Origin of the sequence: Kitasatospora sp. MAA4 (assembly GCF_029893355.1) — a bacterium.
Taxonomy (GTDB): domain Bacteria; phylum Actinomycetota; class Actinomycetes; order Streptomycetales; family Streptomycetaceae; genus Kitasatospora.
Genome location: NZ_JARZAI010000004.1, coordinates 48,170 through 70,713, shown reverse-complemented (window position 1 = coordinate 70,713; position 22,544 = coordinate 48,170). Strand labels below are relative to the sequence as shown.

The window sequence follows — 22,544 nt, the reverse complement described above, 5'->3', positions numbered from 1 at the left end:
TGGCTGGTCTCCGGTCGCTTTCAGTTGCCGAGGGTGGCCAGGTCCTGGACGGTCAGGTTGGACAGTGCCCGGCCGTCGCTCTTGACCTGGCGCAGGTACCACTTCTGCACCGGGGAGTGCGTGTTCTTGCCGAACTCCCAGGTGCCGCGCGGGCTGTCGATCTGGCCGAGGCCGCCGATCGCGGTGTTGAGTGTCTCGGGGGTGAGGTTCTTTCCGGCCGCGGCGATCGCCTGGTCCAGCACGGCGGCCGCGTCGTAGGAGGCCATCGCGTAGGTGGTCGGCGGGCCGGAGTGCTTGGCCTGCCAGGCCGAGACGAAGCTGCGGTTGGTGGCGTTGTCCAGGTCGGGCGCGTAGTTGAGCACCGACTGGATGCCCTTGGCCGCGTCGCCCTGGGCGTTGAGCACGCCGCCCTCGGTGAGGAAGCCGGCCGCGTAGAGCGGGATGCCGGCCACGTCCGACTGCGCGTACTGCTTGACGAAGTCGACTGCCGCGCCGCCCGCGTAGAAGCAGTACACCGCCTTGGCGTGCGAGTTCTTGATCTGCGTGAGGTACGGCGTGAAGTCGTTGGTCTGCGGGAACGGGGTGAAGAGCGTCTTGCCGCCGGGGTTGGCGAGTTGGCCGCCGGCCTTGGTGAACGCGTCGGTGAATCCCCGGAGTTCGTCCCAGCCGCCCTGGTAGTCCGGTCCGATCGCGAACACCGGTCCCTGGACGGTGTCGTGGACGTACTGGGCGATCGCGGCGCCCGGGTCGTCGGACATGAAGCTGGTGCTCCACTGGCGGCTGACGTCCTTGACCACCGGGCGGCCGTTGGAGCTGACCAGCGGGATCCTGTTCTCGGTGAGCAGCGGGCTCACCGCGGCCACCGAGCCGGCGCCGACGATGCCGGTCATCGCGAGGATCTTGTCCTGCTTGACCAGCTTGGTCGCGGCGGGCAGCGCGGTCGGCGCGCCGTCGCCCTCGTCGGCCACCACCAGGTCGACGGGGTGGCCGCCGAGCTTGCCCTGGTGGCTGTCCAGATAGAGCTGGAAGCCGTCCCGCAGGTCGGTGCCGACCTCCTTGTACGTCCCCGAGAGCGAGGCCAGCAGGCCGATCCTGACGCTGCCCGACCCGGCGGCGGCGCTGGGGCTGCCACTGCTGCACCCGGAGGCGCCGAGCGCGGTGACGAGCAGGAGAAGTCCCGTCGCGCGTACCCGACGTGTCGAGGTGCGTCGCGTGCGTGCGCCGCGTGCCGATGTCATGCGTACTCCAGGGTCGGTGGGAGAGCGGAGATGTGAGTGGATGTCAGGATGTGCCTGGAGCCGTGGTGTTCAGCAGCATCGCCCGTGCGGCGGGGGCCAGTGCCGGGCCGACCTGGTTGATCAACTCGGCCATCTCGTAGGAGACCTGGCCGATGTCGCAGGTCTTGGTGGCCAGCACCAGCAGCGAGGCGCCGCTGCTCACCGCCATCGAGAAGAGGAAACCGCCCTGGAGCTCGGTCAGGTTGCTGATCACCGGGTCCGCCTCCAGCAGTCGGCCGGCCCCGGCCAGCAGGCTGACCAGTCCGGAGGCGATCGCCGCGAGCTGGTCGCCGCGCTCGGTCGCGACGTCGCGGGTCGCGGCGATCAGCAGGCCGTCGGCGGAGACCGCCACCGCGTGGGTGATCTCGGGCACCCGGCCCGCGAAGTCGTTCAGCAGCCAGTCCAGGTCAGGGGTCTGGGTGGAGGTCACGAGTTTTCCTTCTGTTCTGGGTCGGACAGGACGGACGTGGGCGCGACGCGGCCGGAGCGGCTGGCTCCGATGCCGCGCGCGTAGGCGGCCATCGCGGCCGAGACCCGGGCCGGGTCGCGGCGCTCGTCCACGGGCGGGGCCGGCACGGCGGGTGCGGCCGGGGCGGCGAGGGCCGCCGGCTCGGGCTCGGCGCCGCGCGGGCGGCGCTGCGGCAGGCCGGCCGCGGTGGTCGGGGTGCTCGCGGTCCGGGCGGTGGTGGGAGCGGGAGCCGGTCCACCGGCCTGCGCCGCCGCCGGTGCGAGGACGGGCACCGGCTCGGGCGCGGGCGTCGCAGGCTGCACCGGCTCCGCTGTCCCGACCCTGAACACCGCAGCGGGCAGCGAGACTTCGGCGATCGTCCCGCCGCCCGGCCGGGGACGCAGCTCGACCCGGATGCCGTACCAGGACGCCAACTGGCCTACCACGCCCAGGCCCATCGCCCGCACTCCGGTCACCTCCACCGGCGGCGGCGAGGCCAGCCGGGCGTTCACGGGCGCCCACTGGTCCTCGGCCAGGCCGATGCCCTCGTCGCAGATCAGCACGACGACCCGGTCCGCGAGCAGCCGCGCCTCGGCGGTGACCCGGAGCTCGGGACGGGAGAACGCCGTGGCGTTGTCGAGGAGTTCGGCGAAGAGGTGGACCAGGTGGTCGACCGCCTTGGCCGCGATCAGCACCCCGGGGTCGAAGGTGCCGAAGTCCACCCGGGTGTAGCGCTCGATCTGGCCCATCGCGGCCCGCAGGACGTCCTCGATGGCGGCGTCCTGGGCGCGCACCCGCGCGGAGGCCTCGCCGCCGAGCACCAGCAGGCTGTGGTTGTTGCGGCCCATCCGGCTGGCCAGGTGGTCGAGCGCGAAGAGCCGCTCCAGCCGGGCCGGGTCGTGCTCGTCGCGCTCGGCCGCGTCCAGCGCCTTGATCAGCGCGCCGGTCAGCCGATCGCCACGCCGGGCCAGTCCCACCAGCAGAGCGCCCAACCGGTCGCGCATGGCGGCCTGTTCGGCCGCGATCCGGACCGCCTCGCGGCTGACCGAGTTGAACGCGGAGCCCACCTCGGCGATCTCGTCCCGCCCGCGGACCGTGACCGGGTCGCCCGCGGCGGCGGCGAACTCCTCGGGGGTGGCGGAGCCGAGCGCCCCGCGGGCCGCCAACGCCTCGACTGCGGCGGGCAGTCGCTCGTGCGCGACGGCGTGCGCCGCATCGCGCAGTCGGCGCAGCTCGCGGATCATCGGGCGGCCCAGCCTCAGAGCCAGCGTCACCACGGCGGCCACCACCAGCAGCACTGCCAGCACCTCGCCGAGCGTCCAGGCGCGCTGGACGTTGCGCAGGTGGGTGACGTCGCCGTCGATCGACTGGTCGATCCGCTGCCCGACCTCCTGGAGCCGGTCGACCCGCTGATCCATCGCGCCGGTCCAGACGCCGGTGGCCGGGAGCCGGTCGCCGGGCCGGGAGCGCTCGACGGCGTCCTCCAGTCGGCCGGCATCGATCACGCCGTCGCCGGTCAGCGCGTGGTCCAGCCAGGCCTGCCACTGCGGATCGGCGTTGCGGCCGAACTCCAGGACGGATTCGGTGTAGCCGCTGCGGGTGGCGGCGATCGCGTCCTGCGCGGCGGGGGTCAGACCGCCGGCGGCCTGGGCCCGCAGCACGGCCAACTCCTCCTGGCTGGCGTACTCCTCGGCCCGGGCCAGGGCGACCGCGCTGTTGATCCGGGCGGCGACGGTGGCGGACGCCTTGCCGGCCTCGGCCACGTCGGCGCGGAAGTCGAGGAGGTCGGCGACCACGATCCGGTACTGGAAGGTGACCGCGGAGAGTTCGGCCCCCGGGCCGGACTGGACCTGCCGGCGCAGGGCAGGCAGGCCGTCGAGCGCGCCGTCCACGGCCTGGAGCAGGCCGTTGGTGCCGCCGGGCATGGCCTGAAGGCGGTCGCGCAGCCTGCGGTACCGCGTGATGCTGGCGTCGGTGGCCCGGGTCTGGTCGAGGTAGGCGTTGCTCTGGCCGGCGGCGGGGGCGTCACCCCCAGAGGTGCCGTCGCTTCCTGAGAGCAGCACCGCGGCGGCGGTCCGCTCGTCCTGAAGCTGATGGGTCAGTTGCCCGGCCTGGGAGCCGAGTTCGACCAGCGTCTTGAGGCGGGCGGCGTCCAGGGCTTGGCTCGCGGCCGTGCGCACGGCCAGCGCGGCGAAGGCCAGCACGGCGATCAGCGGGACGACGGCGAGTACCGCGAGCTTGCGGGTGATCCTCACAGGGCCGACCCTCCGGGCCGCTGCGGGCCGCGCAGGGTGCTGGCGCGGGATATCCGGCGGGCCGAGGGTGGGCAAGCGTGACGATCAGTCATAAGGGCGCCTTGGAGGGGGTCTTGGTCCGTCATGGGCCGCACGGCGGACCGGTCCGACCCTGCCGCGGGCAGGCGGACTCCGTCGTGCGGATGGTGCGAGGCGGCCGGCCCGCAGGGTCCGCGCGGCACAGGGTGGGCCGGGCCGCGGTTCTGGGGGGCCGCCGGGCGTCAGGCCGAGCGCTGTGCGGGCCGGGCGCCGGTAGTCCGAGCGGCGATGAGCACAGCGACCTCCGATGGTCAGGTACCTGCCATGCGCTGCTGCGGACAGGAGTTCGGCCCTCGAACCGGCCATCCCCGGTCGGGGTTCAGGCGGAAGCGTAGCCTACTCATGCGCCGTCAGACTTCGGATCAAGGGTCGCAGTTGATCCCGCCACCAAACCCGGCCGCGGTCGCCCTCGGACGCGGCCGTCAGGGGGTCAGCGCTGCGCTGACGGCGGCCTCCGCGTGCAGGCGGGTGGTGGGGAAGACCGGGACCGGGCTGTCCTTGGGGCCGACGAGGAGTTCGATCTCGGTGCAGCCGAGGATGACGCCCTCGGCGCCGTCGGCGACCAGCGCGGCGATCACCGCTCGGTAGGCCTCGCGGGACTCCTCGCGGATGACGCCCTGGCACAGCTCGTCGTAGATGATCCGGTGGACCTCCGCCCGCCCGGCGGCGTCCGGGACGAGCACCTCCAGGTCGTGCGAGGCCAGCCGGCCCTTGTAGAAGTCCTGCTCCATGGTGAACGCGGTGCCCAGCAGCCCCACCCGCCGCAGCCCGGCCGCCCGGACGGCCGCAGCCGTGGTGTCGGCCAGGTGCAGCAGCGGGATCCCGACGGCCGCCTGCACCTGGTCGGCGACCTTGTGCATGGTGTTGGTGCAGATCAGCACCAGGTCCGCCCCGGCCGCCTCGACCGCGCGGGCGCCGTCCGCGAGCAGCGCGCCGGCCTCCTCCCAGCGCCCCTCGCTCTGCAGCAGCTCGACCTGCGCGAAGTCGACCGACCACAGCACGCACTTCGCCGAGTGCAGCCCGCCCAGGCGGTCCCGGGTGAACTCGTTCAGCAGGCGGTAGTACTCCGCGGTGGATTCCCAGCTCATGCCGCCCAGAAGGCCGATCGTCCTCATCCGCCCACTCTTCCACAGTGGTTCGGCCTGGCTGTGGCGGGGGCCACTTCGGTCGCACTGGGTTCGGTGGCCGTGGACGGGGAGTGGGGGTGGGCCGGGATTTCGGTGTGGGGTGGGCCACTTTCGGGGGGTTCGGGGTGGTGCGGGGGTGTTGGGGTTGAGCGGGTGCGGGGGTGGTCGGGGAGATCTTTACCGGTGGTAACGGGGTGCTGAGCTGGGGGTTCGTCGAAATGGTTGTCACCGGGGTGGGTGCCGCCTAAGTTCGTTCCCAGTGCAGCGAGCACTGCTCGGGTTCACCCCCTCTCGTACGGCCCCCTGTCCGGGGCGTGCGGGTGTGGACGGGTGGCCGGGGCGGCGGGGCGCGTCGAGGACGCGCCGGCCGTCCGTTTGGAGAGGCAAGCGGGATTTCGAGGCCCTTTTCCGGGGTCTGGTTCCGTGTGTCCGCCCGGGGATGTCGAGAGGATTTTGCATGACCTTCCGTACCGAGAACACCGCCGCCGCTGTCGCCGACAACTCCGTGAAGGCCGGGCGTAGCCGTGGTCGTCTGCGGATGGCGCTGATGGGTGGCGTCATTGTCGCCCTGCCGGTTGCGGGTCTCGTGACGGCGACGGCGGCTTCGGCCGCGTCGACTTCCACGTGGGAGAAGGTCGCGCAGTGTGAGAGCACGGGGAACTGGAGCATCGACTCGGGTAACGGGTTCTCGGGTGGTCTGCAGTTCACCCAGTCCACCTGGGCGGCGTTCGGTGGCACCGCGTTCGCGGACAAGGCCTCGCACGCCACCGAGGCGCAGCAGATCTCGGTCGCGGAGAAGGTGCTGGCCGCTCAGGGCCCCGGTGCCTGGCCGGTCTGCTCGGTCAAGGCCGGCCTGTCCTGACCCGCACCACCCTCATAGCCTGACCACGGCCCGGCCGTCCCCCAGCACCACGGGAGACGGCCGGGCCGTCGGCATGCGCGCTCTGGATCACCGGAGCACGGTTCGCTAGGTTGCCTCCTACCGCGCCGACGCGTGCCTGCGGCGGTGTGGCGCTCCGAGGAAAGGTGGGACCGATGGCGACCTGGGTCGGGCGTGGTGCGGTGGAGATCGCCGCCGCCGTACGGGCGGGCGAGGTGACGGCGCGCGAGGTGGTGGCCGAGCACCTGGCGCGGATCGCGGATCTCGACGGGCGGGTGGGTGCGTTCCGTACCGTCTGGCCCGAGCGGGCACTGGCCGAGGCACAGGCGCTCGACCGGCGCCCGGACCTGGCCGACCTGCCGCTGGCGGGTGTCCCGGTGGCGATCAAGGACAACGTCGCGGTCGAGGGCGAGGTGACCCGGCACGGCTCGCGGGCGACCTCGCGGGCCGCCGCGAAGGAGGACCACGAGGTGGTCCGCCGCCTGCGGGCGGCCGGCGCGGTGCCGCTCGGCCTCACCGCCGTCCCGGAACTCTGCGTGTTCGGCACCACGGACAGCGTCTACGGCGTGACCCGCAGCCCGTGGGACCTCGCGCGCAGCGCCGGCGGCTCCTCCGGCGGCAGCGCGGCGGCGGTGGCGTCCGCGATGGTGCCGATAGCCCTGGGCAACGACGGCATGGGGTCGATCCGGATCCCTTCGGCCAACTGCGGCGTGCTCGGCCTGAAGCCCGGCCGCGGCTCGGTGCCCTCCGGCGTGGGCGTGGACGGCTGGTTCGGGATGGCCGAGAACGGGCCGATCGCCGCAGGCGCGGCCGACGCGGTGCTGATGTACCGGGTGCTGGCCCAGAGCGGCTGGACGGACTCCGCCGCCGCCCCGGACCGCACCGACGGCCTGCGGATCGCGCTCTCGGCGCGCTGCCCCTCGGTGGGGATCCCGGTCGACCCGGCGCACGTCGCAGCCGTACGCGACACCGGACGGCTGCTCACCGACGCCGGGCACGTCGTCTCGCGGGCCGAGGCGCCGTACCCGCTCTGGCTGGGCCCGGCGACCGTGGGCCGCTGGCTGGCGGGTACCGCGGCCGACGCGGCGACGCTGGACGCCCGGCTGCTGAACGCGCGCACCCGCCGGCACGCCGCCGTCGGGCGCCTGGTGGCCCGGACCGGGTTGGTCCGCCCGTCCCAGCGCAACCGCTGGCACGAGCTGCTGGAGTCGTTCTTCTCCCGCTACGACGTGCTGGTCACGCCGACCCTGGCGCAGAGCGCGCCGCCGGCCGAGCGCTGGCACACCCGCGGCTGGGCGGCCAACGTGGTGTCGAACATCCGCTACGCGCCGTTCAGCTTCCCCTGGAACCTGGCCGGTTGGCCCGCGCTGGCGCTGCCGGCCGGCGAGCACCCGACCCGCCGGGTGCCGCTGTCCGTGCAGCTGGTGGCGCCGCCCGGCGGCGAGGAGCGGCTGCTCGCGCTGGCCGCCCTGCTGGAGCAGCGCCGGCCGTGGACCCGGACGGCGCCGCTCGAACCCTCGTCCTGACCTGAGCCCGGGCCCGGCACAGGTCAGGACGACCCGCCGGCCCGGGTCTTCACCGAGACGTACCGCACCCGCAACGCGGACGGTCCCCGCAGGCGAACCTGCGGGGACCGCGTGAACCGGACGGGATCGGACGTCAGGGTCCGACTCCGTTCGCGTCGAAGGCCGGTGGGCCTTCGGACGACAGGTCAGCCGATCGCGTGCGAGAGCAGCGCGGCGTCGCCGTTGGCCTGGGTGGTCTGGCCGACGTTGCAGATCTGGTGCCCCTGCTGGTTGAGCACCGGCACGTCCACCTGCACCGGGACGAGCACGCCGACCTGCACGTGGTGCACCTCCGGCAGGCAGAGGTTCAGGTTGTCGGCGGTGTGGTAGTTCGCGCTGTGGTTGCCCGTCGTTCCGGTGGTGTTGGTCCCGCCGTTGCCCTGCACGGAGGCCGCGGAGCCGTCGGTGTCACCGATCGCCATCGCCGGCGCGGAGAGCGCGGCGATCGAGGCGACGGCGATTCCGGCGCCCGCAAGAGCCTTCTTGAACATGAGTCATCCTTTCGACAGTGCCCGGCGCGGACCTTCGTGGGCGACGCCGACGCAGTAACCAACGTCGGTTTCAACGCGCCGCCCGCGACCGGGACACTGCCTGTAAGCCGTATGGCTCAGTCCTCGCCTTCGAGCAGGTAGGTCCAGAAGTCCACGGTGGAGTGTGCGCTGTCGAGTTCGGCACGCCGGCCGAGGAACTCGTGCCGGATGTAGTCGGTGAGGTCGGCGCCGTAGTAGATGATGTCCGTCTGGTGGACCGAGAGCACCGGGTGCCCGAACTGCCCGGCGGTCCCCGGCAGATAGCGGTGGCCGTAGACGGGGACGAGCTGGGGGACGTCGGCCAGCCGGGCCCGCGCGACCGCCAGGGCGTCGGCAGTGCGCTCCGGCCGCGGCCCCCAGCGCGGGTACCAGAAGCCGTTGTACTCGACGTCGAAGAGGGTGCCCTCGACCGGCCGCCCGAGCCGGTCCCGCAGGTCGGCCGGATCGCCGTCGCGCCAGTTCGGCCAGCGGTCGCCCAGCGGGAGCCCGGCGCCGAGGAAGACCCGGTGGTCGGCCGCGAAGCGGAAGCCGTAGCGCTCCTCGACGTCGTCGAGCTCCCGCCCGCTCATCCCGGGTGCGATCTCGGCTCGGAGCATCTGGTGGAGGTCGCGGGCGGCCTCGGCGGTCAGCGGGCGCGGCGGCTGGAAGGGGGTCACCGAGACAGCCTAGGCCCAGAGCTTCTCGTACAGCGAGCCGTTTGTGCCGGCCGCGAACAGGTCGATCATGTTCGAGCCGGGGGAGAGCGCCGTGGTGTTGGACGCCAGAGCGCCGCCCTGGGACGACCAGGCTCCCCAACGGCCGCCGCTGTAGAGGATGTTCCAGATCGCGCGGTCCTTTCCGCGGACGTAGACCTCGATCTCGCCGGCGTTCGGCTGCCACAGCGAGGCGGCCGGCGAGCTGCCGGGTGCGATACCGGCGGGCAGGGCCGGCAGGTCGGGCGACCAGCTGGTCCATCCGGTGGCCGGGGTCCAGTACTTGTGCCAGATGTTGTTGTTGGTGCCGAGGCCGAAGAGATCGATGCGGCCGTTGCCGGGTGAGGTGGCCGAGGAGACCGCCGGGGAGGCTCCGGCGGCGGCGCCCGGTGTCGGCACGCCGTGCTGCTGCCAGCTGGACCAGGAGCCCGACCCCATGGTGCAGCCGCCGGAACTGTTGCTCCACAGCGGCTGCATGGCGAAGGTGTTGCCGGAGAGGTTGGTGTTCCCGATGTTGACCCAGGCGCACTTGTCCCCGATCTCCGCGGCGGTGCTGTCGCGCCAGCCGTTGATCAGTGGGTCGGTGATGGCCTCGGCCATTTCGTGCCCCGCGACGATGCTGACGCCGTCCAGGGTGCCGGCGGTGCCGTTGGCGCTGCCCGCTCCGCAGGAGCCTCCCGCGTCCGGCATGTACGGCAGGTCGGTGTAGGTGATGCTGGGCATCGCGGTGACCGCGCTGTGGTAGCCGCAGTAGCTGCCGCCGAAGCCCGCCGTCGAGTGACCGGTCGGAGTCGCCACGACGATCTGGGTGTTCACCGAGGTGGGGACGCCGAAGTGCTGCGCGGCGCTGACCGCCTCGGCCTGGATCTGCGCATCGGTCGGCACGGCGGGCACCGGCGCCGGGTCCGACCAGGTGCCGGCCAGCATGTCGGGGGTCGAGGCGGCGCCGTACTGCTCGACGGTGGCCAGCCAGGGCGAGGAGCCGACCGAGGAGTAGAACCGGTTGAGGTAGGGCGCCACGCCCGCCGGGTCCGAGGTCCAGCCCCAGTAGTCGACGTAGATCCGCGGCGCGGACGGTCGCTCAGAGTCGCTCAGGGGCCCGCGCGGAACGCGGTCACAGCCCTAGCCGACGGTGGGCCAGTGCAGGCGGCCGAGGCTGATCAGGCGCAGCTGGGCGCGGGCTGTGGCGGCGATCCGCTGCTCGGCCCCGGGTGCCTCCTCGGCGGCCTCCAGGAAGGCCGCCGCCGTGGAGACCAGATGCTCGACGTAGAGGCCGGAGAGCATCCGCAGGTCCGCCACGCTCCAGGCGGCGCTCTGCTCCTGGGTCCCGAGGGCGGCGGCGACCTCGACGATGAACGCGTCGAGCTCGGCGGTGATCGCGGCTCGCACCGGCTGCACGCCGCCGTGCCGTTCGCGGCACAGGAAGCGGACGTGCGCGCGGTGCTCCCGGACGTGCCGGGCCACCACGTCGACGGTGCGGTCGATCAGTTGGTCGGCGTCGCCCTCGCCGGCCAGGATCGCGGTGATCATGCCGTGCAGGCTCGCCAGCGACTCCTCGACCAGTGCGACGCCGAGGTCGTCCAGGTCGCGGAAGTGCCGGTAGAAGCCGGCGGGGGACATCCCGGCGGTGCGGGTCACCTCCCGCACGCCGAGGCTGCTGAGGTTCTGGTGTTCGAGCAGGAGCAGTCCCGCGTCCAGCAGTGCGCGGCGGCTCTGCTGCTTCTGGGCCTGTCTGATTCCGGGGGTGTGACTCACGTCATTCAGTAAACAACTGTTTGCCGACTTTGACCAGCGTAGAGTGAAGAAGTCAGCGAACACTTGTCATCCCAAGTGTTCGCCGAATGATCGCCACCGCTCCGCCAACCGCCCGTCAACTGCTCGGGCCCGTCCCGAAAGGTCGCAGATGTTCCTCCTCGCCGTGATCGCCGTCATGGGCGTCCTGTTGGGCGCCGCCGGCCACACCACCCTGCCGGTCTTCCTCGCCGCGGCAGCCGCCATCACCGGCTGGCTGCTCCTCTTCGGCGCCCGCGAGGGCCTGGCCCGCCTCCGCCGCCACTGACCGTCCGCAGATCGACCACCACTTCTCGGGAAGGAACAGACCGATGGCAGCCCTGACCCGCACTCAGCACCCCACCACCGCAGGCAGCACCGAGGACGCGGACGGCATGGCCGTGGCCTCGTTCATCCTCGGCCTGGTCGGCCTGCTGATCTTCAACGTCGTCCTCGGCCCCTGCGCCCTCGTCCTTGGCGCCCTCGCCCTGCACCGCGGCACCGCCCGCCGCGGCCGCGCGCTGCTCGGCCTCACCCTCGGCGCGGCCGACCTGGTGATCCTGGCCGCCACCGTGCTGTCCAGCCACGGCACCCTCTGGCAGCTCGGCGCCTGAGCCCCACCGCAGCGCCGGTCAGCTCTGCGGGATGAGCAACTCGCCTTCCCCCACCGGCTCCTGGAAGCCGGCGGCATAGCGCTCAAGCAGCTCCTCGCTGACGGTGACGCTGTTGGCGCCGTCCAGCACGTTGCGGGCGGCCAGCCGGCGTCGCAGGGTGTCCAGGTCCACCCGGAGGCGGATCAGCTGCCAGCGGCAGCCGTGGCTCTCGATGAGCGCCTTGTAGCGTTCGCGGGTCGCGCGGTTCCAGAAGCTGTAGTCCAGCACGACCGGCTGCCGCATCGCCAGCAGCTGCGTCAGCTGCTCCCACAACTCCTGCTCCGCGGTGGACCGGTGACGCTCGTACTCGTCGGGATCGAGATCCGCCGCGTCGTGGCCGATGCGCTGCCACACCACCTCGTCGATGGACAGCCGGGTGTAGCCGCGGCGTTCGAGGGCCTTCGCGTAGGTGGTCTTGCCGGACCCGGGCAGGCCACACATCATCACCACGTCACCGGCCTCCGCCGACTCCCTCATCCCGAGCACTGTCCCGACCACCGCCGCCACCTCGTCCATGCGGCTCAGGGTACGAGCAGCGCCGGGATGTCAGCGAGCAGGGTGGCGAGGGTGCGCTTGGCGACGCCCCAGTCGTACAGCTGGCCCGGGATCTCGGCTGCGGCGCGGACCAGCGACCCGTTCTCCGTGCGCGTGACGGTGACCGTCAGGGTCCCGCCGAACGTCCGGGCGTCGGAGGGGATCGCGGCGGTCAGCGTGCACCCGTCGGGCAGCTGCTGCACGGACTTCAGCGGGCGTCCGGTGCGGGCCAGCGAGCAGACCACGCCGACGATGACCTCGCCGACCGGCTGGGCGAACTCCGCGCTGTGGTTCCTGGTGACCGCGATGCTGCGGGAGAGCGCCCAGCTGCGGCCGCGTTCGGCGCCGCGCAGCATCGAGCCGCCGATGATCGGCGTGCCCGCCCACGCGGCCAGGAACTGCTTCGCGCTGGGCGAGGGCGCGGCGGACCGGGCCAGGCAGGCGTCGAGAGCCGCCCGGACGGCCGGGTCGGTGCTCAGCACGGAGAACCGGCTCTCCTCCCGCCAGCCTCCGTCGTTCTGCACCGATCCAGCCATCGCCATCGCCCCTGCCATTGTCGTCGCCTCTGCCGACCGGCGGTGACCCGCAGCGGCGTGCGGGAAGGATAGCCGTCGCCGGCGGCGGATCGTCGACCGGTCCGGTCAGAGCGGCAGCAGGTCCGGGCGCTTGGCCTCGACGTTGTCTCCGGAGGACTCGCCGCGCAGCCGTCGCCCGACCCAGGGCACCAGGTAGCTCCGGGCCCACTGGAGGTTCTCGCGGCGCTGCTCGGCCGGGCTGTGCAGGTCCTCGGCCGGCCAGGGGGCGTCCGGGTTCTGGTCCGGCGTCAGGCCGAGCGAGCGGGCGGCGAGCAGCGCGACGCGCTGGTGCCCCTCGGGGGAGAGGTGCAGCCGGTCCGCACTCCACGCCGGGCGGCCCTGCAGCGGCCGCAGCGACCAGAGGTCCGCCACCGCGCAGTCGTTGCGGTCGGCGATGGCCCGCAGGTGGAGGTTGAAGGTGGCGATCCTGCCGCGCAGGTGGCGCAGCACCGGCACGCCGCGGGTGTCGAAGCCGGTGCAGATCAGCACCGTCCCGGCACAGTCGCGCAACTGCCGCACGGCGGCCTCGAAGCGCTCGGCGACCTCGTCGGGGTCGCTGCCGGGCCGCAGGATGTCGTTGCCACCGGCGCAGAACGTCACCAGGTCGGGCTGGAACCGCTGGACCTGGGGGACCTGCTCGGCCACCACCTGGTGGAGCAGCCGGCCGCGGACGGCGAGGTTGGCGTAGCGGAAGTCGCCGGCCGGACGGCGCTCGGCGAGCAGAACGGCCAGGCGGTCGGCCCAGCCGGCGAAACCGCCGTCGGGCGCGGGGTCGTTGAGCCCTTCGGTGAAGCTGTCGCCGAGGGCCATGTAGGAACTGAGGTCAGGGGTCTCCGGTAGTTCGGCCATGGACGTAAATAATCGACTATCTCAAGTGACCTACGCGACCGTAGGTGGGCTGCAGCGTTCGTCCGGCAGGCGTGAATCGGGTCACAATGCGAACTCGGCTGCGGGTGGCGCCCGTCAACTCGGCCTGGTCCAGGGGGCGTCGCCGCGGGCGTGGTAGCCGCTGACGGCCACCACCGCGAGGATGACGGCCAGTGGCAGGGCCATCGCGGTGGTGTGGTCGGCGTGCAGCACCGCGATGGTGCCGAGCGCGGCGCCGGCCAGCATCGCCAGCACGGAGACCAGCCGGCGGCCCGCCTTGACGGCGCCCGCCGGGTCGCCGGCGTCGGCGAAGATGCCCGCGATGGTCAGGGTCAGCACGGTGGTAGTGAGGTCGGGGACGCCCAGTGCGCGGACCACGGCGTTCTGGACGCCCAGCGCGGCGGCCATCGCGGCGATGATCGCGTAGCGGTCGTCGTGCACGCCGCCGGTCGCGGTCAGGACGGTCGCCGCCGCGAGCGCCGCGGCCTCGATCAGGACCCCGCACAGGAGCGCCCGGCCGCGGTGCTGCTGCGATCTGGCGACGCGTCCGCCGAGCAGTGCGCCGAGCGCGAAGGCGGCCAGCGCGGTCAGCGAGGCGGGGGAGGAGAAGCCCGGGGCGCCGGCCAGGGCGAAGCCGAGGAAGACCACGTTGCCGGTCATGTTGGCGACGAAGACCCGGCCCAACAGCAGGTAGCTGACCGCGTCGACCAGCCCGGAGAGCACGGTGAGCCCGAGCAGTAGCGGCGGCAGCGGCCCGTGCCGGTCGTCGTGCGCGGGCAGCACCGTCCGCCAGGCCCCGTGCAGCACCCCTCGCATCCTCGCCCACCCCGCGCTGTTCCTCGGCATGGTGCGATTCTGACGGATCGTCAGTCGGTGATCTGCACGCCCCGCCAGAAGGCGACGTGGTGGCGGATGTGTGCCGCCTCCAGGCTGGGCTCGGCGTAGTACCAGGCGGCTTCGGGGTTGCGCTCACCGTCGACGGCGAGGTCGTAGTAGTTCGCCATCCCCTTCCACGGGCAGACGGTGGTGGTCTCGGAGGCCTCCAGGTACTCGGCCCGCACCGCCGCGAGCGGGAAGTAGTGGTTGCCCTCGACGATCGTGGTCCGGTCGCTCTCGGCGATGATCCTGCCGTTCCAACGCGCTGTGGTCATGCGTCCAGTGTGGCATTCGAGAGCGCCGGGCGTGGGCTCAGGCGTCGGTCCAGCCGTGGTCCTTGCCGAACTGCACCAGCCCGTTACGGATCTGCAGGATCTGTGCGCCCGTCAGCGACGGCGCCACGTGCAGCAGCAGCTCGGTGACGTCCCTGGTGTACTCGGCGACGGTGAGTACGTCGCACATCGAGTCGTCGTCCGCGGACCGGTCGACGTGCCGCTCGACGTGCCGGTCCACGTGCCTGGCGGCCGACCCCGCGGGTGCGGCCGAGAAGGCCGGTGCGGGGCCGGCCGACGGGAGTTCGGCGCCGGGGGCGAGCCGGACCGAGGAGGCCTTCAGTCCGCGCTCGCCGTCCTCCACCTCGAACTCGACCGCCAGGCCCGAGCGGACCACCGCCTCGGGGATCAGCATGTCGTTCACGTGCAGGAAGACGTCCTCCCCGCCGTGGTCGGGAGCGATGAACCCATAGCCCCGCACGCCGTCGAACCGCACCACACGACCGGTCGCCACGCCAAACCCCCAACACACAAGGAATCCGGGCCCCTTGCCCGAACCTGCGTCAGATCGTATGCCAGCCGCAGCCGGCCCTACGACTGGAGGACCGCCTCGATCTCCAGCTCGATCCGGATCCGGTCGCCGACCACGACGCCGCCCTCCGCCATCGGCATCTCGAAGGAGACCCCGAAGTCCTTGCGGCTGATCTCGCCGGTCGCCGAGAAGCCGGCCCGGGTGCCCATGCCGGGGGCACTGCGGACCCCGTGGAACTCCAGCGCCAGCTCGACCGGCCGGGTGGTGCCCTTGAGGGTGAGGTCCCCGGTGACCGTGTACTTGTCACCGGAGCCGCTCACCGCGGTCGAGGCGAAGTTCATCGTCGGGTACTTGTCGGTCTCGAAGTAGTTGGTGCTGCGCAGGTCTCCGTCCCGTCCGGCGTTGCGGGTGTTGATCGACGCCATGTCGATCTCGGCCCGCACGGACGACAGCAGCGCGTCCTCGGCGACGGTGATCTGCCCCGAGAAGGTGTCGAAGGTGCCGCGGACCTTGGAGACCATCATGTGGCGCACGGTGAAACCGACCGTGGAGTGGACGGGATCGAGCGCCCAGACGCCCGGGGTGAGTCCGGGCAGCTGAAGGAGAGCGGACATCGGGGGGACCCTGCTTTCGCCGGTGACAGTCGGACGGGGTTGCCGCCCGATGGGTAACCGACCGTCGCGGCGGCGAAACGGGCCGTCCGGGTGAGTGCCGACCGCCCGGCACAGCCGTACCGCCTGCCCGCCCGGGTGCAGGCCTGTGGAGATGGCGGCAGGCTGGACGGAGAAGCGGCACACCCTTCGGACGACCTGGTGGAGTAGCCCGTCATGACCGAGCAGGCCCAGGAACAGGCGCAGGATCACACGCAGGCGGCGGAGCAGGCCCACGCCCAGGTCGGTGTCACCGGACTGGCCGTCATGGGACGCAACCTGGCCCGCAACTTCGCCCGGCACGGCTACCGCGTCGCCGTCCACAACCGGACCGCGGCCCGCACCACCGAGCTGGTGGACGACTTCGGGCACGAGGGCGACTTCCTGCCGGCCAGGACGTCCGAGAGGTTCGTCGCCTCGCTGGAGCGCCCCCGGCGGATCGTGATCATGGTCAAGGCGGGCGCCCCGACCGACGCCGTGATCGACGAGCTGGTGCCGCTGCTCGACCCCGGCGACGTCCTGGTGGACGGCGGGAACGCGCACTTCCTGGACACCCGCCGCCGGGAGGCCGCGCTGCGCGAGGTCGGCCTGCACTTCGTCGGCAGCGGGATCTCCGGCGGCGAGGAGGGGGCGCTGCTCGGGCCGAGCATCATGCCCGGCGGCAGCGTGGAGTCCTACCGGGTGCTCGGGCCGCTGCTGGAGTCGATCGCGGCCCGGGTGGACGGCGAGCCGTGCTGCACGCACGTCGGTTCGGACGGCGCCGGGCACTTCGTGAAGATGGTGCACAACGGCATCGAGTACGCCGACATGCAGCTGATCGCCGAGGCGTACGACCTGCTGCGGCGCGGCGCCGGGATGCAGCCGGGCGAGATCGCCCAGGTGTTCCGCGGCTGGAACGCCGGGCGGCTGGAGTCGTACCTGATCGAGATCACGGCCAAGGTGCTCGCGCACACCGACGCCGAGACCGGCCGGCCCTTCGTGGACGTGGTGCTGGACCAGGCCGAGCAGAAGGGCACCGGCCGCTGGACCGTGCAGACCGCGCTGGAGCTCGGCGTCCCGGTGAGCGGGATCGCGGAGGCGGTCTTCGCCCGCTCGCTGTCGGGCAGCATCGCGCTGCGCGAGGCGACGCGCGAGCTGCCCGGGCCCACCGAGACCTGGCTGGACAGCGCGGCCTCGGACACCTTCGCGGCCGAGGTCGAGCAGGCGCTCTACGCGTCCAAGATGGTCGCCTACGCCCAGGGCTTCAACCAGATCCAGGCCGGCGCCGCCGAGTACGAGTGGCGGATCGACCCGGGCGCGATGGCGACCATCTGGCGGGGCGGCTGCATCATCCGGGCGCGCTTCCTGGACCGGATCAAGTCCGCCTACGACGCCGACCCCGATCGGCCCACCCTGCTGACCGACGAGCACTTCCGCAGCGCCCTGGAGGGCGCGCAGTTCGCCTGGCGCCGGGTGGTCTCGACGGCGGCGCAGCTGGGCGTGCCCGTCCCCGGTTTCGCCTCGGCGCTCGCCTACTACGACGCGCTGCGGGCGTCCCGGCTGCCGGCGGCCCTGGTGCAGGGCCAGCGCGACTTCTTCGGCGCGCACACCTACCGGCGGGTGGACCGGCCCGGCTCGTTCCACACGCTGTGGGGCGGCGACCGGACCGAGCACCAGCAGTGAGGTCGCCGTCGCCGCAGCGGCCGCAGGCGGTGCTCGGCCCGCTGACCGGTGCCGCGCTGTTCCTGGTGCTCACCGTGCGGCCGGGCGGTGAGCAGGCCGTCCGCAAGCTGCTGCCGGACCTCGCCGGGCTGCGCCGCGCGGTGGGCTTCCGGGCCGCCGGGGCGGGGCTGAGCTGTGTGCTGGGGGTGGGTTCGGAGGCCTGGGACCGGCTCTTCGGCGGCCCGCGGCCCGCCGAACTGCACCCGTTCCGGGAACTGCGCGGCCCCCGGCACACCGCGCCGGCCACCCCGGGCGCCCTGCTGCTGCACCTGCGCGCGGACCGACCGGACGTCTGCTTCGAGCTGGCGACCCAGCTGATGACGCGGCTGCGCGGGGCCGTCGAGGTGGCCGACGAGGTGCAGGGGTTCCGGTTCTTCGAGGAGCGCGACCTGCTGGGGTTCGTCGACGGCACCGAGAACCCCGAGGGGGCGGACGCGTCCGCCGCTGTGCTGGTGGCGGACGAGGACCCGGCGTTCGGCGGCGGCAGCTACGTCGTCGTGCAGAAGTACCTGCACGACCTGGCGTCCTGGGACGCGCTGCCGGTGGAGGCCCAGGAGCACGCGGTCGGCCGTACCAAGCTGTCGGACATCGAGCTGGCCGAGGACGTCAAGCCGCCGGACTCGCACGTCGCGCTGACCACCGTCAGGGGCGAGGACGGCGCCGAGCGCCAGATCGTCCGGATGAACATGCCGTTCGGTTCGCCCGGGCGCGGCGAGTTCGGGACGTACTTCATCGGCTACTCCCGCACGCCCTCGGTCACCGAGGAGATGCTCGCGAACATGTTCCTCGGCCGCCCGCCGGGCGGCCACGACCGGCTGCTGGACTTCTCGACGGCGGTCACCGGCTCGCTCTTCTTCGTGCCGTCGGCCGACTTCCTGGACGACCCGCCGGCGCCCTTGCTGTCGGTCATTGACGCAGTCACGGACGGGTCGCTGGGCATCGGCAGTCTCAGAAGGAGCACCGCACCATGAACAACCTGCATCGCGAACTGGCGCCGGTGTCCACCCGGGCGTGGGCCGAGATCGAGGAGGAGGCGCGGCGGACCTTCATCCTGCATCTGGCGGGCCGCCGGGTGGTCGACCTCGCGGGCCCGGCCGGGGTGGAGCTGGCCGCCGTGGGGTCGGGCCACCTGCGGGCGATCGAGTCGCCGGTGGCCGGCGCACAGGCCCGGGCGCGCAGTGCGCAGCAGGTCGTCGAGCTGCGGGTGCCGTTCACCGTCTCCCGCCAGGCGGTGGACGACATCGAGCGCGGGTCCAGGGACTCCGACTGGCAGCCCGTCAAGGACGCCGCGCGGACCGTCGCGCTGGCGGAGGACTCGGCGGTGTTCGAGGGCTGGGCGGCCGCCGGGATCACCGGTGTCCGCACGGGGACGTCCAACCCGGTGCTCGCCCTGCCGGCCGACGTCCGCGACTACCCCGACGCCGTCAGCCGGGCGCTGACCACCCTGCGGCTGGCCGGGGTCGACGGTCCGTACGCCCTGCTGCTCGGCGCCGATGCGTACACGGCGGTCAACGAGACGTCCAACCACGGCTATCCGCTGCGCGGGCACCTGGCGCGGGTGGTGGACGGCGAGATCGTCTGGGCACCCGCGCTGGCCGGCGCCGTCGTACTGTCCTGCCGTGGCGGGGACTTCGAACTCCACCTGGGCCAGGACCTCTCGATCGGCTACCTCGGGCACGACGCCGACACCGTGCAGCTGTACCTCCAGGAGTCGCTGACCTTTTCGCTCTACTCGCCGGAGGCCGCGGTCACCCTCACCCCGGCCGTCTGACCGGTGGTGGGCGCCGGATAGCGTGCGGGCTGAACCGGCCGGGCCGTCCGGCGGCCGGACCAGCGTTGGGAGAGACCGTGCCTGAGCCCCTGATCGCCGCAGTCTTCGGCCGTGTGCCCGAGGTCGACCCGACGGCCTTCGTCGCCCCCAACGCGGTGGTGGTCGGATCCGTCACGCTCGCCGCCGGAGCGAGCGTCTGGTACGGCGCGGTGCTGCGCGGGGACGCCGAGTCCATCACGGTGGGCGAGGGCACCAACATCCAGGACAACTGCACCGTGCACAGCGACCTCGGCTTCCCGGCGGTGCTCGGCGCGCGGATCTCGGTGGGCCACAACGCGGTGCTGCACGGTTGCACGGTGGAGGACGACGTGCTGATCGGGATGGGCGCGATCGTCCTCAACGGCGCGCGGATCGGGGCCGGTTCGCTGGTCGCCGCCGGGGCCGTGGTCCCGCAGGGCATGCAGGTGCCGGCCGGCTCACTGGTGGCCGGTGTCCCGGCCAAGGTGAGGCGCGAACTCACCGAGGACGAGCGCGCGAGCATCAAGGCCAACGGCGAGGGGTACCAGCTGCTGGCCCAGGGGCACAGCGAGATTCCCGGAACTGACTAATCGACAGCTTTCTTGTGACTGTCACTCTATTTCAAAACCCCTTGTCCGCAGGCTGTTTCGTTCTCTATAACGTCGTATACGGAGAAGAGTCCGCGACGATCCTGAGGACAGCCCATGCGCATGAACCGGTTCACCCTCGCGCTCACCGTCGGAACGAGCATTCTCGCCCTGGGCAGCACCGCCCAGGCGGCCACCCCGCGCGACGCCGGGCCCCCGGCGGTCGGCTCCGTGCAGGCCGACAGCTCGGCGATGCCCAACACCGTCTACCACACCGGTAAGTTCACCAACAACCACGGCGGCCAGTGTCTGGACGGTGACCTGAACACCATTGGCAAAAACGGCGCGAAGGTGCAGCTCTGGGGCTGCAACGGCTGGGACAACCAGGGCTGGAACTGGACCCCCGCGCCCGGGCAGCCCGCCGGCTACTACGTTATCCAGAACGGCCACGGCGGCCAGTGTCTGGACGGCGATCTGAACACCATCGGCAACAACGGCGCGAAGGTGCAGCTCTGGGGCTGCAACGGCTGGGACAACCAGACCTGGATCTGGAACGGCAGCACGCTGCGCAATCAGCACGGCGGCCAGTGCCTGGACGGTGACCTGAACACCATCGGCAACAACGGCGCGAAGGTGCAGCTCTGGGGCTGCAACGGCTGGGACAACCAGAGCTGGACCTGGCACTGAGCTGGTGACGCCGGCCCGCCCGCCTGGCGGTCGGGCCGGCGTCACCTGTCACCCGGTCAGCAGGGCGTCGAGGTAGACCCAGGCGCCGTCGTGGCGGACGAAGCGGCTGTGCTCCTGCATGGCCCCCGGCGTGCCGCCGTCGGTGTAGTGCGCGCGGAAGACGACGGTCCCCTCGCTGTGGAAGGGGCCGCCGTCGGTGGTGGCGAGCACCTCCAGGCGCTGCCAGCTCAGCGCGGGGTCGAACTCGATGCTCGCCGGCCGGGTGTCGGGGTGCCAGCTGCGCAGCAGGTACGCCTCGTCGTGTACCGCGAACGCGCTGAACCGCGAGCGCATCAGCTGCTCGGCGGTGCTCGCCGCGGCCTCCCCGCGGTGCAGCCGGCCGCAGCAGTCGCCGTAGGTGGCGGGCAGCCCGCACGGGCACGGCGCGCCGGGGGACGGCACAGCGGGGGAGAGTGCGGCGGAGGAGGGCTGGGGCTGGGAGCGGCGTCGAGACATGCCCCCATTATCGGCCTCACCCGCATCGGCCTCACTCGGCCGGGCGGCGGCCCCAGCAGGAGATCATCGGCGAGGTGGCCAGGTCCAGGCGGCCGGCCTCGACGGCGTCGAGGTGGCGGGCGAGTTCCTCCTCGGTCGCCAGTCCGTTCGCCAGCAGCGAGGCGCTGACCTGGCGCACGGTGGCCGCCTCCAGCACGGCGCAGGCGGGCGAGGTGATCGGGAAGTAGGCGTCCGCGGTGACGTCGGTGAGGCCGGCCTCGCGCAGCAGGCGCGGCAGCTTACGGCCGTAGCTCAGGTCCGCGCCGCGCGAGGCCAGCAGCTCGCGGAAGCCGCGGCGCAGCCGGTTGGCGAGCTCCTGCTCGGGGCCCGACTCCTCGGGGCAGAGCAGCGGTTGCAGCGCGGGGTCGGCATCCTCCAGGAGCAGCACCCCGCCCGGGCGCAGCGCGTGGATCATCGTCCGCAGCGCCTGCTCGCGGTCGGCGACGTGCACCAGGACGAGCCGCGCGTGCACCAGGTCGAACGACCCGGCCGGGACCGGCAGCGGGTCCGCCCCGATGTCGTGCCGCCGCACCTCCAGAGCCGTGTCGCCGCTCAGCCAGGAGGTGTCGAGGTCGGTGGCCAGCACCCGCCCGGTGGGGCCGACCCGGTCGGCCAGCCATCGCGGGACCGAGGGCCCGCCCGCGCCGACCTCCCAGACCCGCCAGCCGGGTGCCACGCCCAGGACGTCGAAGTGCCGGAAGGTGGAGGGGTCGAAGAGCTCGGAGAGCGCGTCGAAGCGCGCCCCGGCCTCGGTCTGCCGGTTGTCCAGGAGGTAGCGCTCGTCAGGGGCCATGCGACGATCATGCCAGCTCGCCCTTGCGGGTCCCGGTCAGCCCAGGAAACCGCGCAGCAGGGCGGCGGTGGCCTCCAGGTGCTCCTCGGTGGTGCGCCGGGCGGCCTCGGCGTCCTTGGCCAGGATCGCCCGGACGATCTCCTGGTGCTGCTGCGAGGCGTGCTCGATGTTGCGGTCGATCATCGGGATGGCGTTGAGCAGGTCGTTGAGCCGCATCCGGGTCTCGGCGATGCCGGAGGCCAGTGAGTTCGAGCCGGTGAGCTCGGCGATGGCCAGGTGGAAGCGCGAGTCGCACTGCCGGTAGGCATCCGCGGGGGCTGCTTCGAGATCGGCCAACCGCCGTTCCAGATAGCCTTTCTGATTATCCGTCAGATCGCGCTTGGCGGCCCGCTCGGAGGCTCCGGTCTCCAGCACCAGGCGGTAGGTGAGCGCGTCCTCCAGCTCGGCGCCCAGGTCCTCGGCGGCGCGCCGCAGGTCGCTGAGGTTGGGCGCGGGCAGCCGGTAGGTGACGAAGGTGCCCCCGTAGCGGCCGCGCCGCGACTCCACGCAGCCGGCCTGCTGGAGCGAGCGGAGGGCTTCACGCAGCGTCACCCTGCTGACGTTCAGTCGCACCGCGAGGTCCCGCTCGGCGGGCAGCCGGTCACCGTGCGCGAACACGCCGAGCTTGATCGCCTGGAGGATCCGCTCGATGGTCTCCTCGAAGGCGTTGCCCGTGCGGACAGGGCGAAAGATCGCGCCACCTGGCCAATCTATCCGCACGCCGTGCTCGCCTGGCTCGTCCATCCGCGCATCGTACCCAGGCGACGCGTTAACAGGGCGGTAACACGGTGTGGCGAGAACGATTCGGACGCGTTGCCCGAGGGCTCTTGACG

The 22,544-nt window shown here is 72.5% G+C and carries 26 protein-coding genes and 1 pseudogene; 9 read left to right on the top strand and 18 right to left on the bottom strand.

What is annotated here, in order from left to right; all coding sequences use genetic code 11:
- Positions 1-20 precede the first annotated feature (20 nt).
- The 4 genes from P3T37_RS06965 to P3T37_RS06950 all read right to left on the bottom strand — a co-directional run bounded on the left by P3T37_RS06965 (position 21) and on the right by P3T37_RS06950 (position 5,173).
- On the bottom strand, positions 21-1,238 hold the full coding sequence (locus tag P3T37_RS06965) for an ABC transporter substrate-binding protein (protein WP_280722560.1): 1,218 nt from the start codon (positions 1,236-1,238) through the stop codon (positions 21-23).
- A gap of 43 nt (positions 1,239-1,281) precedes the next feature.
- Positions 1,282-1,707 carry a roadblock/LC7 domain-containing protein gene (locus tag P3T37_RS06960; RefSeq protein WP_280722559.1) on the bottom strand — a complete coding sequence of 142 codons (426 nt, stop codon included), beginning with the start codon at positions 1,705-1,707 and terminating at the stop codon, positions 1,282-1,284.
- Positions 1,704-3,980: a nitrate- and nitrite sensing domain-containing protein gene (locus tag P3T37_RS06955; protein WP_280722558.1), complete on the bottom strand. Its 2,277-nt coding sequence runs from the start codon at positions 3,978-3,980 to the stop codon at positions 1,704-1,706. The genes P3T37_RS06960 and P3T37_RS06955 overlap by 4 nt, the downstream gene beginning before the upstream one ends.
- A 500-nt stretch (positions 3,981-4,480) precedes the next feature.
- Entirely contained in the window at positions 4,481-5,173 is a 693-nt protein-coding gene (locus P3T37_RS06950) for an aspartate/glutamate racemase family protein (protein WP_280722557.1), read from the bottom strand.
- 562 nt (positions 5,174-5,735) lie between these two features.
- On the opposite strand from P3T37_RS06950, the pseudogene P3T37_RS06945 reads away from it, so the two are divergent.
- Both P3T37_RS06945 and P3T37_RS06940 read left to right on the top strand, forming a co-directional pair.
- Positions 5,736-6,044: pseudogene (locus P3T37_RS06945) on the top strand (transglycosylase family protein); the annotation flags it as partial.
- A 176-nt stretch (positions 6,045-6,220) separates the two neighbouring features.
- Positions 6,221-7,591 (top strand): amidase family protein, encoded by a 1,371-nt coding sequence (locus P3T37_RS06940; RefSeq protein WP_280722556.1) that lies wholly within the window; start codon positions 6,221-6,223, stop codon positions 7,589-7,591.
- A gap of 185 nt (positions 7,592-7,776) precedes the next feature.
- Here P3T37_RS06940 and P3T37_RS06935 read toward each other — a convergent pair whose 3' ends face one another.
- The 4 genes from P3T37_RS06935 to P3T37_RS06920 all read right to left on the bottom strand — a co-directional run bounded on the left by P3T37_RS06935 (position 7,777) and on the right by P3T37_RS06920 (position 10,607).
- Positions 7,777-8,121 (bottom strand): rodlet layer protein, encoded by a 345-nt coding sequence (locus tag P3T37_RS06935; protein ID WP_280722555.1) that lies wholly within the window; start codon positions 8,119-8,121, stop codon positions 7,777-7,779.
- A gap of 116 nt (positions 8,122-8,237) precedes the next feature.
- Positions 8,238-8,816 (bottom strand): hypothetical protein, encoded by a 579-nt coding sequence (locus tag P3T37_RS06930; RefSeq protein WP_280722554.1) that lies wholly within the window; start codon positions 8,814-8,816, stop codon positions 8,238-8,240.
- Between the two features lie 9 nt (positions 8,817-8,825).
- Positions 8,826-9,872, bottom strand: coding sequence for a hypothetical protein (locus tag P3T37_RS06925; RefSeq protein WP_280722553.1), 1,047 nt, complete (start codon positions 9,870-9,872; stop codon positions 8,826-8,828).
- A gap of 102 nt (positions 9,873-9,974) precedes the next feature.
- Positions 9,975-10,607 carry a TetR family transcriptional regulator gene (locus P3T37_RS06920; protein WP_280722552.1) on the bottom strand — a complete coding sequence of 211 codons (633 nt, stop codon included), beginning with the start codon at positions 10,605-10,607 and terminating at the stop codon, positions 9,975-9,977.
- A 148-nt stretch (positions 10,608-10,755) separates the two neighbouring features.
- Here P3T37_RS06920 and P3T37_RS06915 point away from each other — a divergent pair, with 148 nt between their 5' ends.
- Positions 10,756-10,911 carry a hypothetical protein gene (locus P3T37_RS06915; RefSeq protein ID WP_280722551.1) on the top strand — a complete coding sequence of 52 codons (156 nt, stop codon included), beginning with the start codon at positions 10,756-10,758 and terminating at the stop codon, positions 10,909-10,911.
- Between the two features lie 43 nt (positions 10,912-10,954).
- Positions 10,955-11,236: a hypothetical protein gene (locus P3T37_RS06910; protein ID WP_280722550.1), complete on the top strand. Its 282-nt coding sequence runs from the start codon at positions 10,955-10,957 to the stop codon at positions 11,234-11,236.
- Positions 11,237-11,254: 18 nt separating this feature from the next.
- Here P3T37_RS06910 and P3T37_RS06905 read toward each other — a convergent pair whose 3' ends face one another.
- The 7 genes from P3T37_RS06905 to P3T37_RS06875 form a co-directional block, all read right to left on the bottom strand.
- On the bottom strand, positions 11,255-11,791 hold the full coding sequence (locus P3T37_RS06905; RefSeq protein WP_280722549.1) for an ATP-binding protein: 537 nt from the start codon (positions 11,789-11,791) through the stop codon (positions 11,255-11,257).
- A gap of 5 nt (positions 11,792-11,796) precedes the next feature.
- Positions 11,797-12,345, bottom strand: a complete 549-nt coding sequence (locus P3T37_RS06900; protein ID WP_280722548.1) for a hypothetical protein — start codon at positions 12,343-12,345, stop codon at positions 11,797-11,799.
- 105 nt (positions 12,346-12,450) lie between these two features.
- A complete protein-coding gene (locus tag P3T37_RS06895) occupies positions 12,451-13,233 on the bottom strand; it encodes an SGNH/GDSL hydrolase family protein (RefSeq protein WP_280722547.1) in 783 nt (260 codons plus the stop codon).
- Between the two features lie 114 nt (positions 13,234-13,347).
- Positions 13,348-14,067 (bottom strand): YoaK family protein, encoded by a 720-nt coding sequence (locus P3T37_RS06890; protein WP_280722816.1) that lies wholly within the window; start codon positions 14,065-14,067, stop codon positions 13,348-13,350.
- Between the two features lie 50 nt (positions 14,068-14,117).
- Positions 14,118-14,402, bottom strand: a complete 285-nt coding sequence (locus P3T37_RS06885) for a DUF427 domain-containing protein (RefSeq protein ID WP_280722546.1) — start codon at positions 14,400-14,402, stop codon at positions 14,118-14,120.
- 37 nt (positions 14,403-14,439) lie between these two features.
- Positions 14,440-14,913 (bottom strand): cold shock domain-containing protein, encoded by a 474-nt coding sequence (locus tag P3T37_RS06880; RefSeq protein WP_280722545.1) that lies wholly within the window; start codon positions 14,911-14,913, stop codon positions 14,440-14,442.
- 77 nt (positions 14,914-14,990) lie between these two features.
- Positions 14,991-15,545 carry a YceI family protein gene (locus tag P3T37_RS06875; protein WP_280722544.1) on the bottom strand — a complete coding sequence of 185 codons (555 nt, stop codon included), beginning with the start codon at positions 15,543-15,545 and terminating at the stop codon, positions 14,991-14,993.
- A gap of 213 nt (positions 15,546-15,758) precedes the next feature.
- Between P3T37_RS06875 and gndA the strand changes: the two genes are divergently transcribed.
- The 5 genes from gndA to P3T37_RS06850 all read left to right on the top strand — a co-directional run bounded on the left by gndA (position 15,759) and on the right by P3T37_RS06850 (position 20,345).
- Positions 15,759-17,243, top strand: coding sequence for an NADP-dependent phosphogluconate dehydrogenase (gene gndA / locus P3T37_RS06870; protein ID WP_280722543.1), 1,485 nt, complete (start codon positions 15,759-15,761; stop codon positions 17,241-17,243).
- On the top strand, positions 17,240-18,253 hold the full coding sequence (locus tag P3T37_RS06865) for a Dyp-type peroxidase (protein WP_280722542.1): 1,014 nt from the start codon (positions 17,240-17,242) through the stop codon (positions 18,251-18,253). Before gndA ends, P3T37_RS06865 begins: the two co-directional genes overlap by 4 nt.
- Positions 18,250-19,053, top strand: a complete 804-nt coding sequence (locus P3T37_RS06860; protein ID WP_280722541.1) for a family 1 encapsulin nanocompartment shell protein — start codon at positions 18,250-18,252, stop codon at positions 19,051-19,053. The genes P3T37_RS06865 and P3T37_RS06860 overlap by 4 nt, the downstream gene beginning before the upstream one ends.
- Before the next feature lie 77 nt (positions 19,054-19,130).
- Positions 19,131-19,661 (top strand): gamma carbonic anhydrase family protein, encoded by a 531-nt coding sequence (locus tag P3T37_RS06855; RefSeq protein ID WP_280722540.1) that lies wholly within the window; start codon positions 19,131-19,133, stop codon positions 19,659-19,661.
- A 114-nt stretch (positions 19,662-19,775) separates the two neighbouring features.
- Positions 19,776-20,345, top strand: coding sequence for an RICIN domain-containing protein (locus P3T37_RS06850; protein ID WP_280722539.1), 570 nt, complete (start codon positions 19,776-19,778; stop codon positions 20,343-20,345).
- Between the two features lie 48 nt (positions 20,346-20,393).
- Here the strand turns inward: P3T37_RS06850 and P3T37_RS06845 are convergent, their stop codons facing one another.
- Genes P3T37_RS06845 through P3T37_RS06835 form a run of 3 tightly spaced genes read right to left on the bottom strand, consistent with a single transcriptional unit; the run spans position 20,394 to position 22,455 of the window.
- Positions 20,394-20,840, bottom strand: coding sequence for a YchJ family metal-binding protein (locus tag P3T37_RS06845; protein ID WP_280722538.1), 447 nt, complete (start codon positions 20,838-20,840; stop codon positions 20,394-20,396).
- A 31-nt stretch (positions 20,841-20,871) separates the two neighbouring features.
- On the bottom strand, positions 20,872-21,672 hold the full coding sequence (locus P3T37_RS06840; RefSeq protein WP_280722537.1) for a methyltransferase domain-containing protein: 801 nt from the start codon (positions 21,670-21,672) through the stop codon (positions 20,872-20,874).
- 36 nt (positions 21,673-21,708) lie between these two features.
- Positions 21,709-22,455 (bottom strand): GntR family transcriptional regulator, encoded by a 747-nt coding sequence (locus tag P3T37_RS06835; RefSeq protein ID WP_280722536.1) that lies wholly within the window; start codon positions 22,453-22,455, stop codon positions 21,709-21,711.
- Positions 22,456-22,544: the final 89 nt, after the last annotated feature.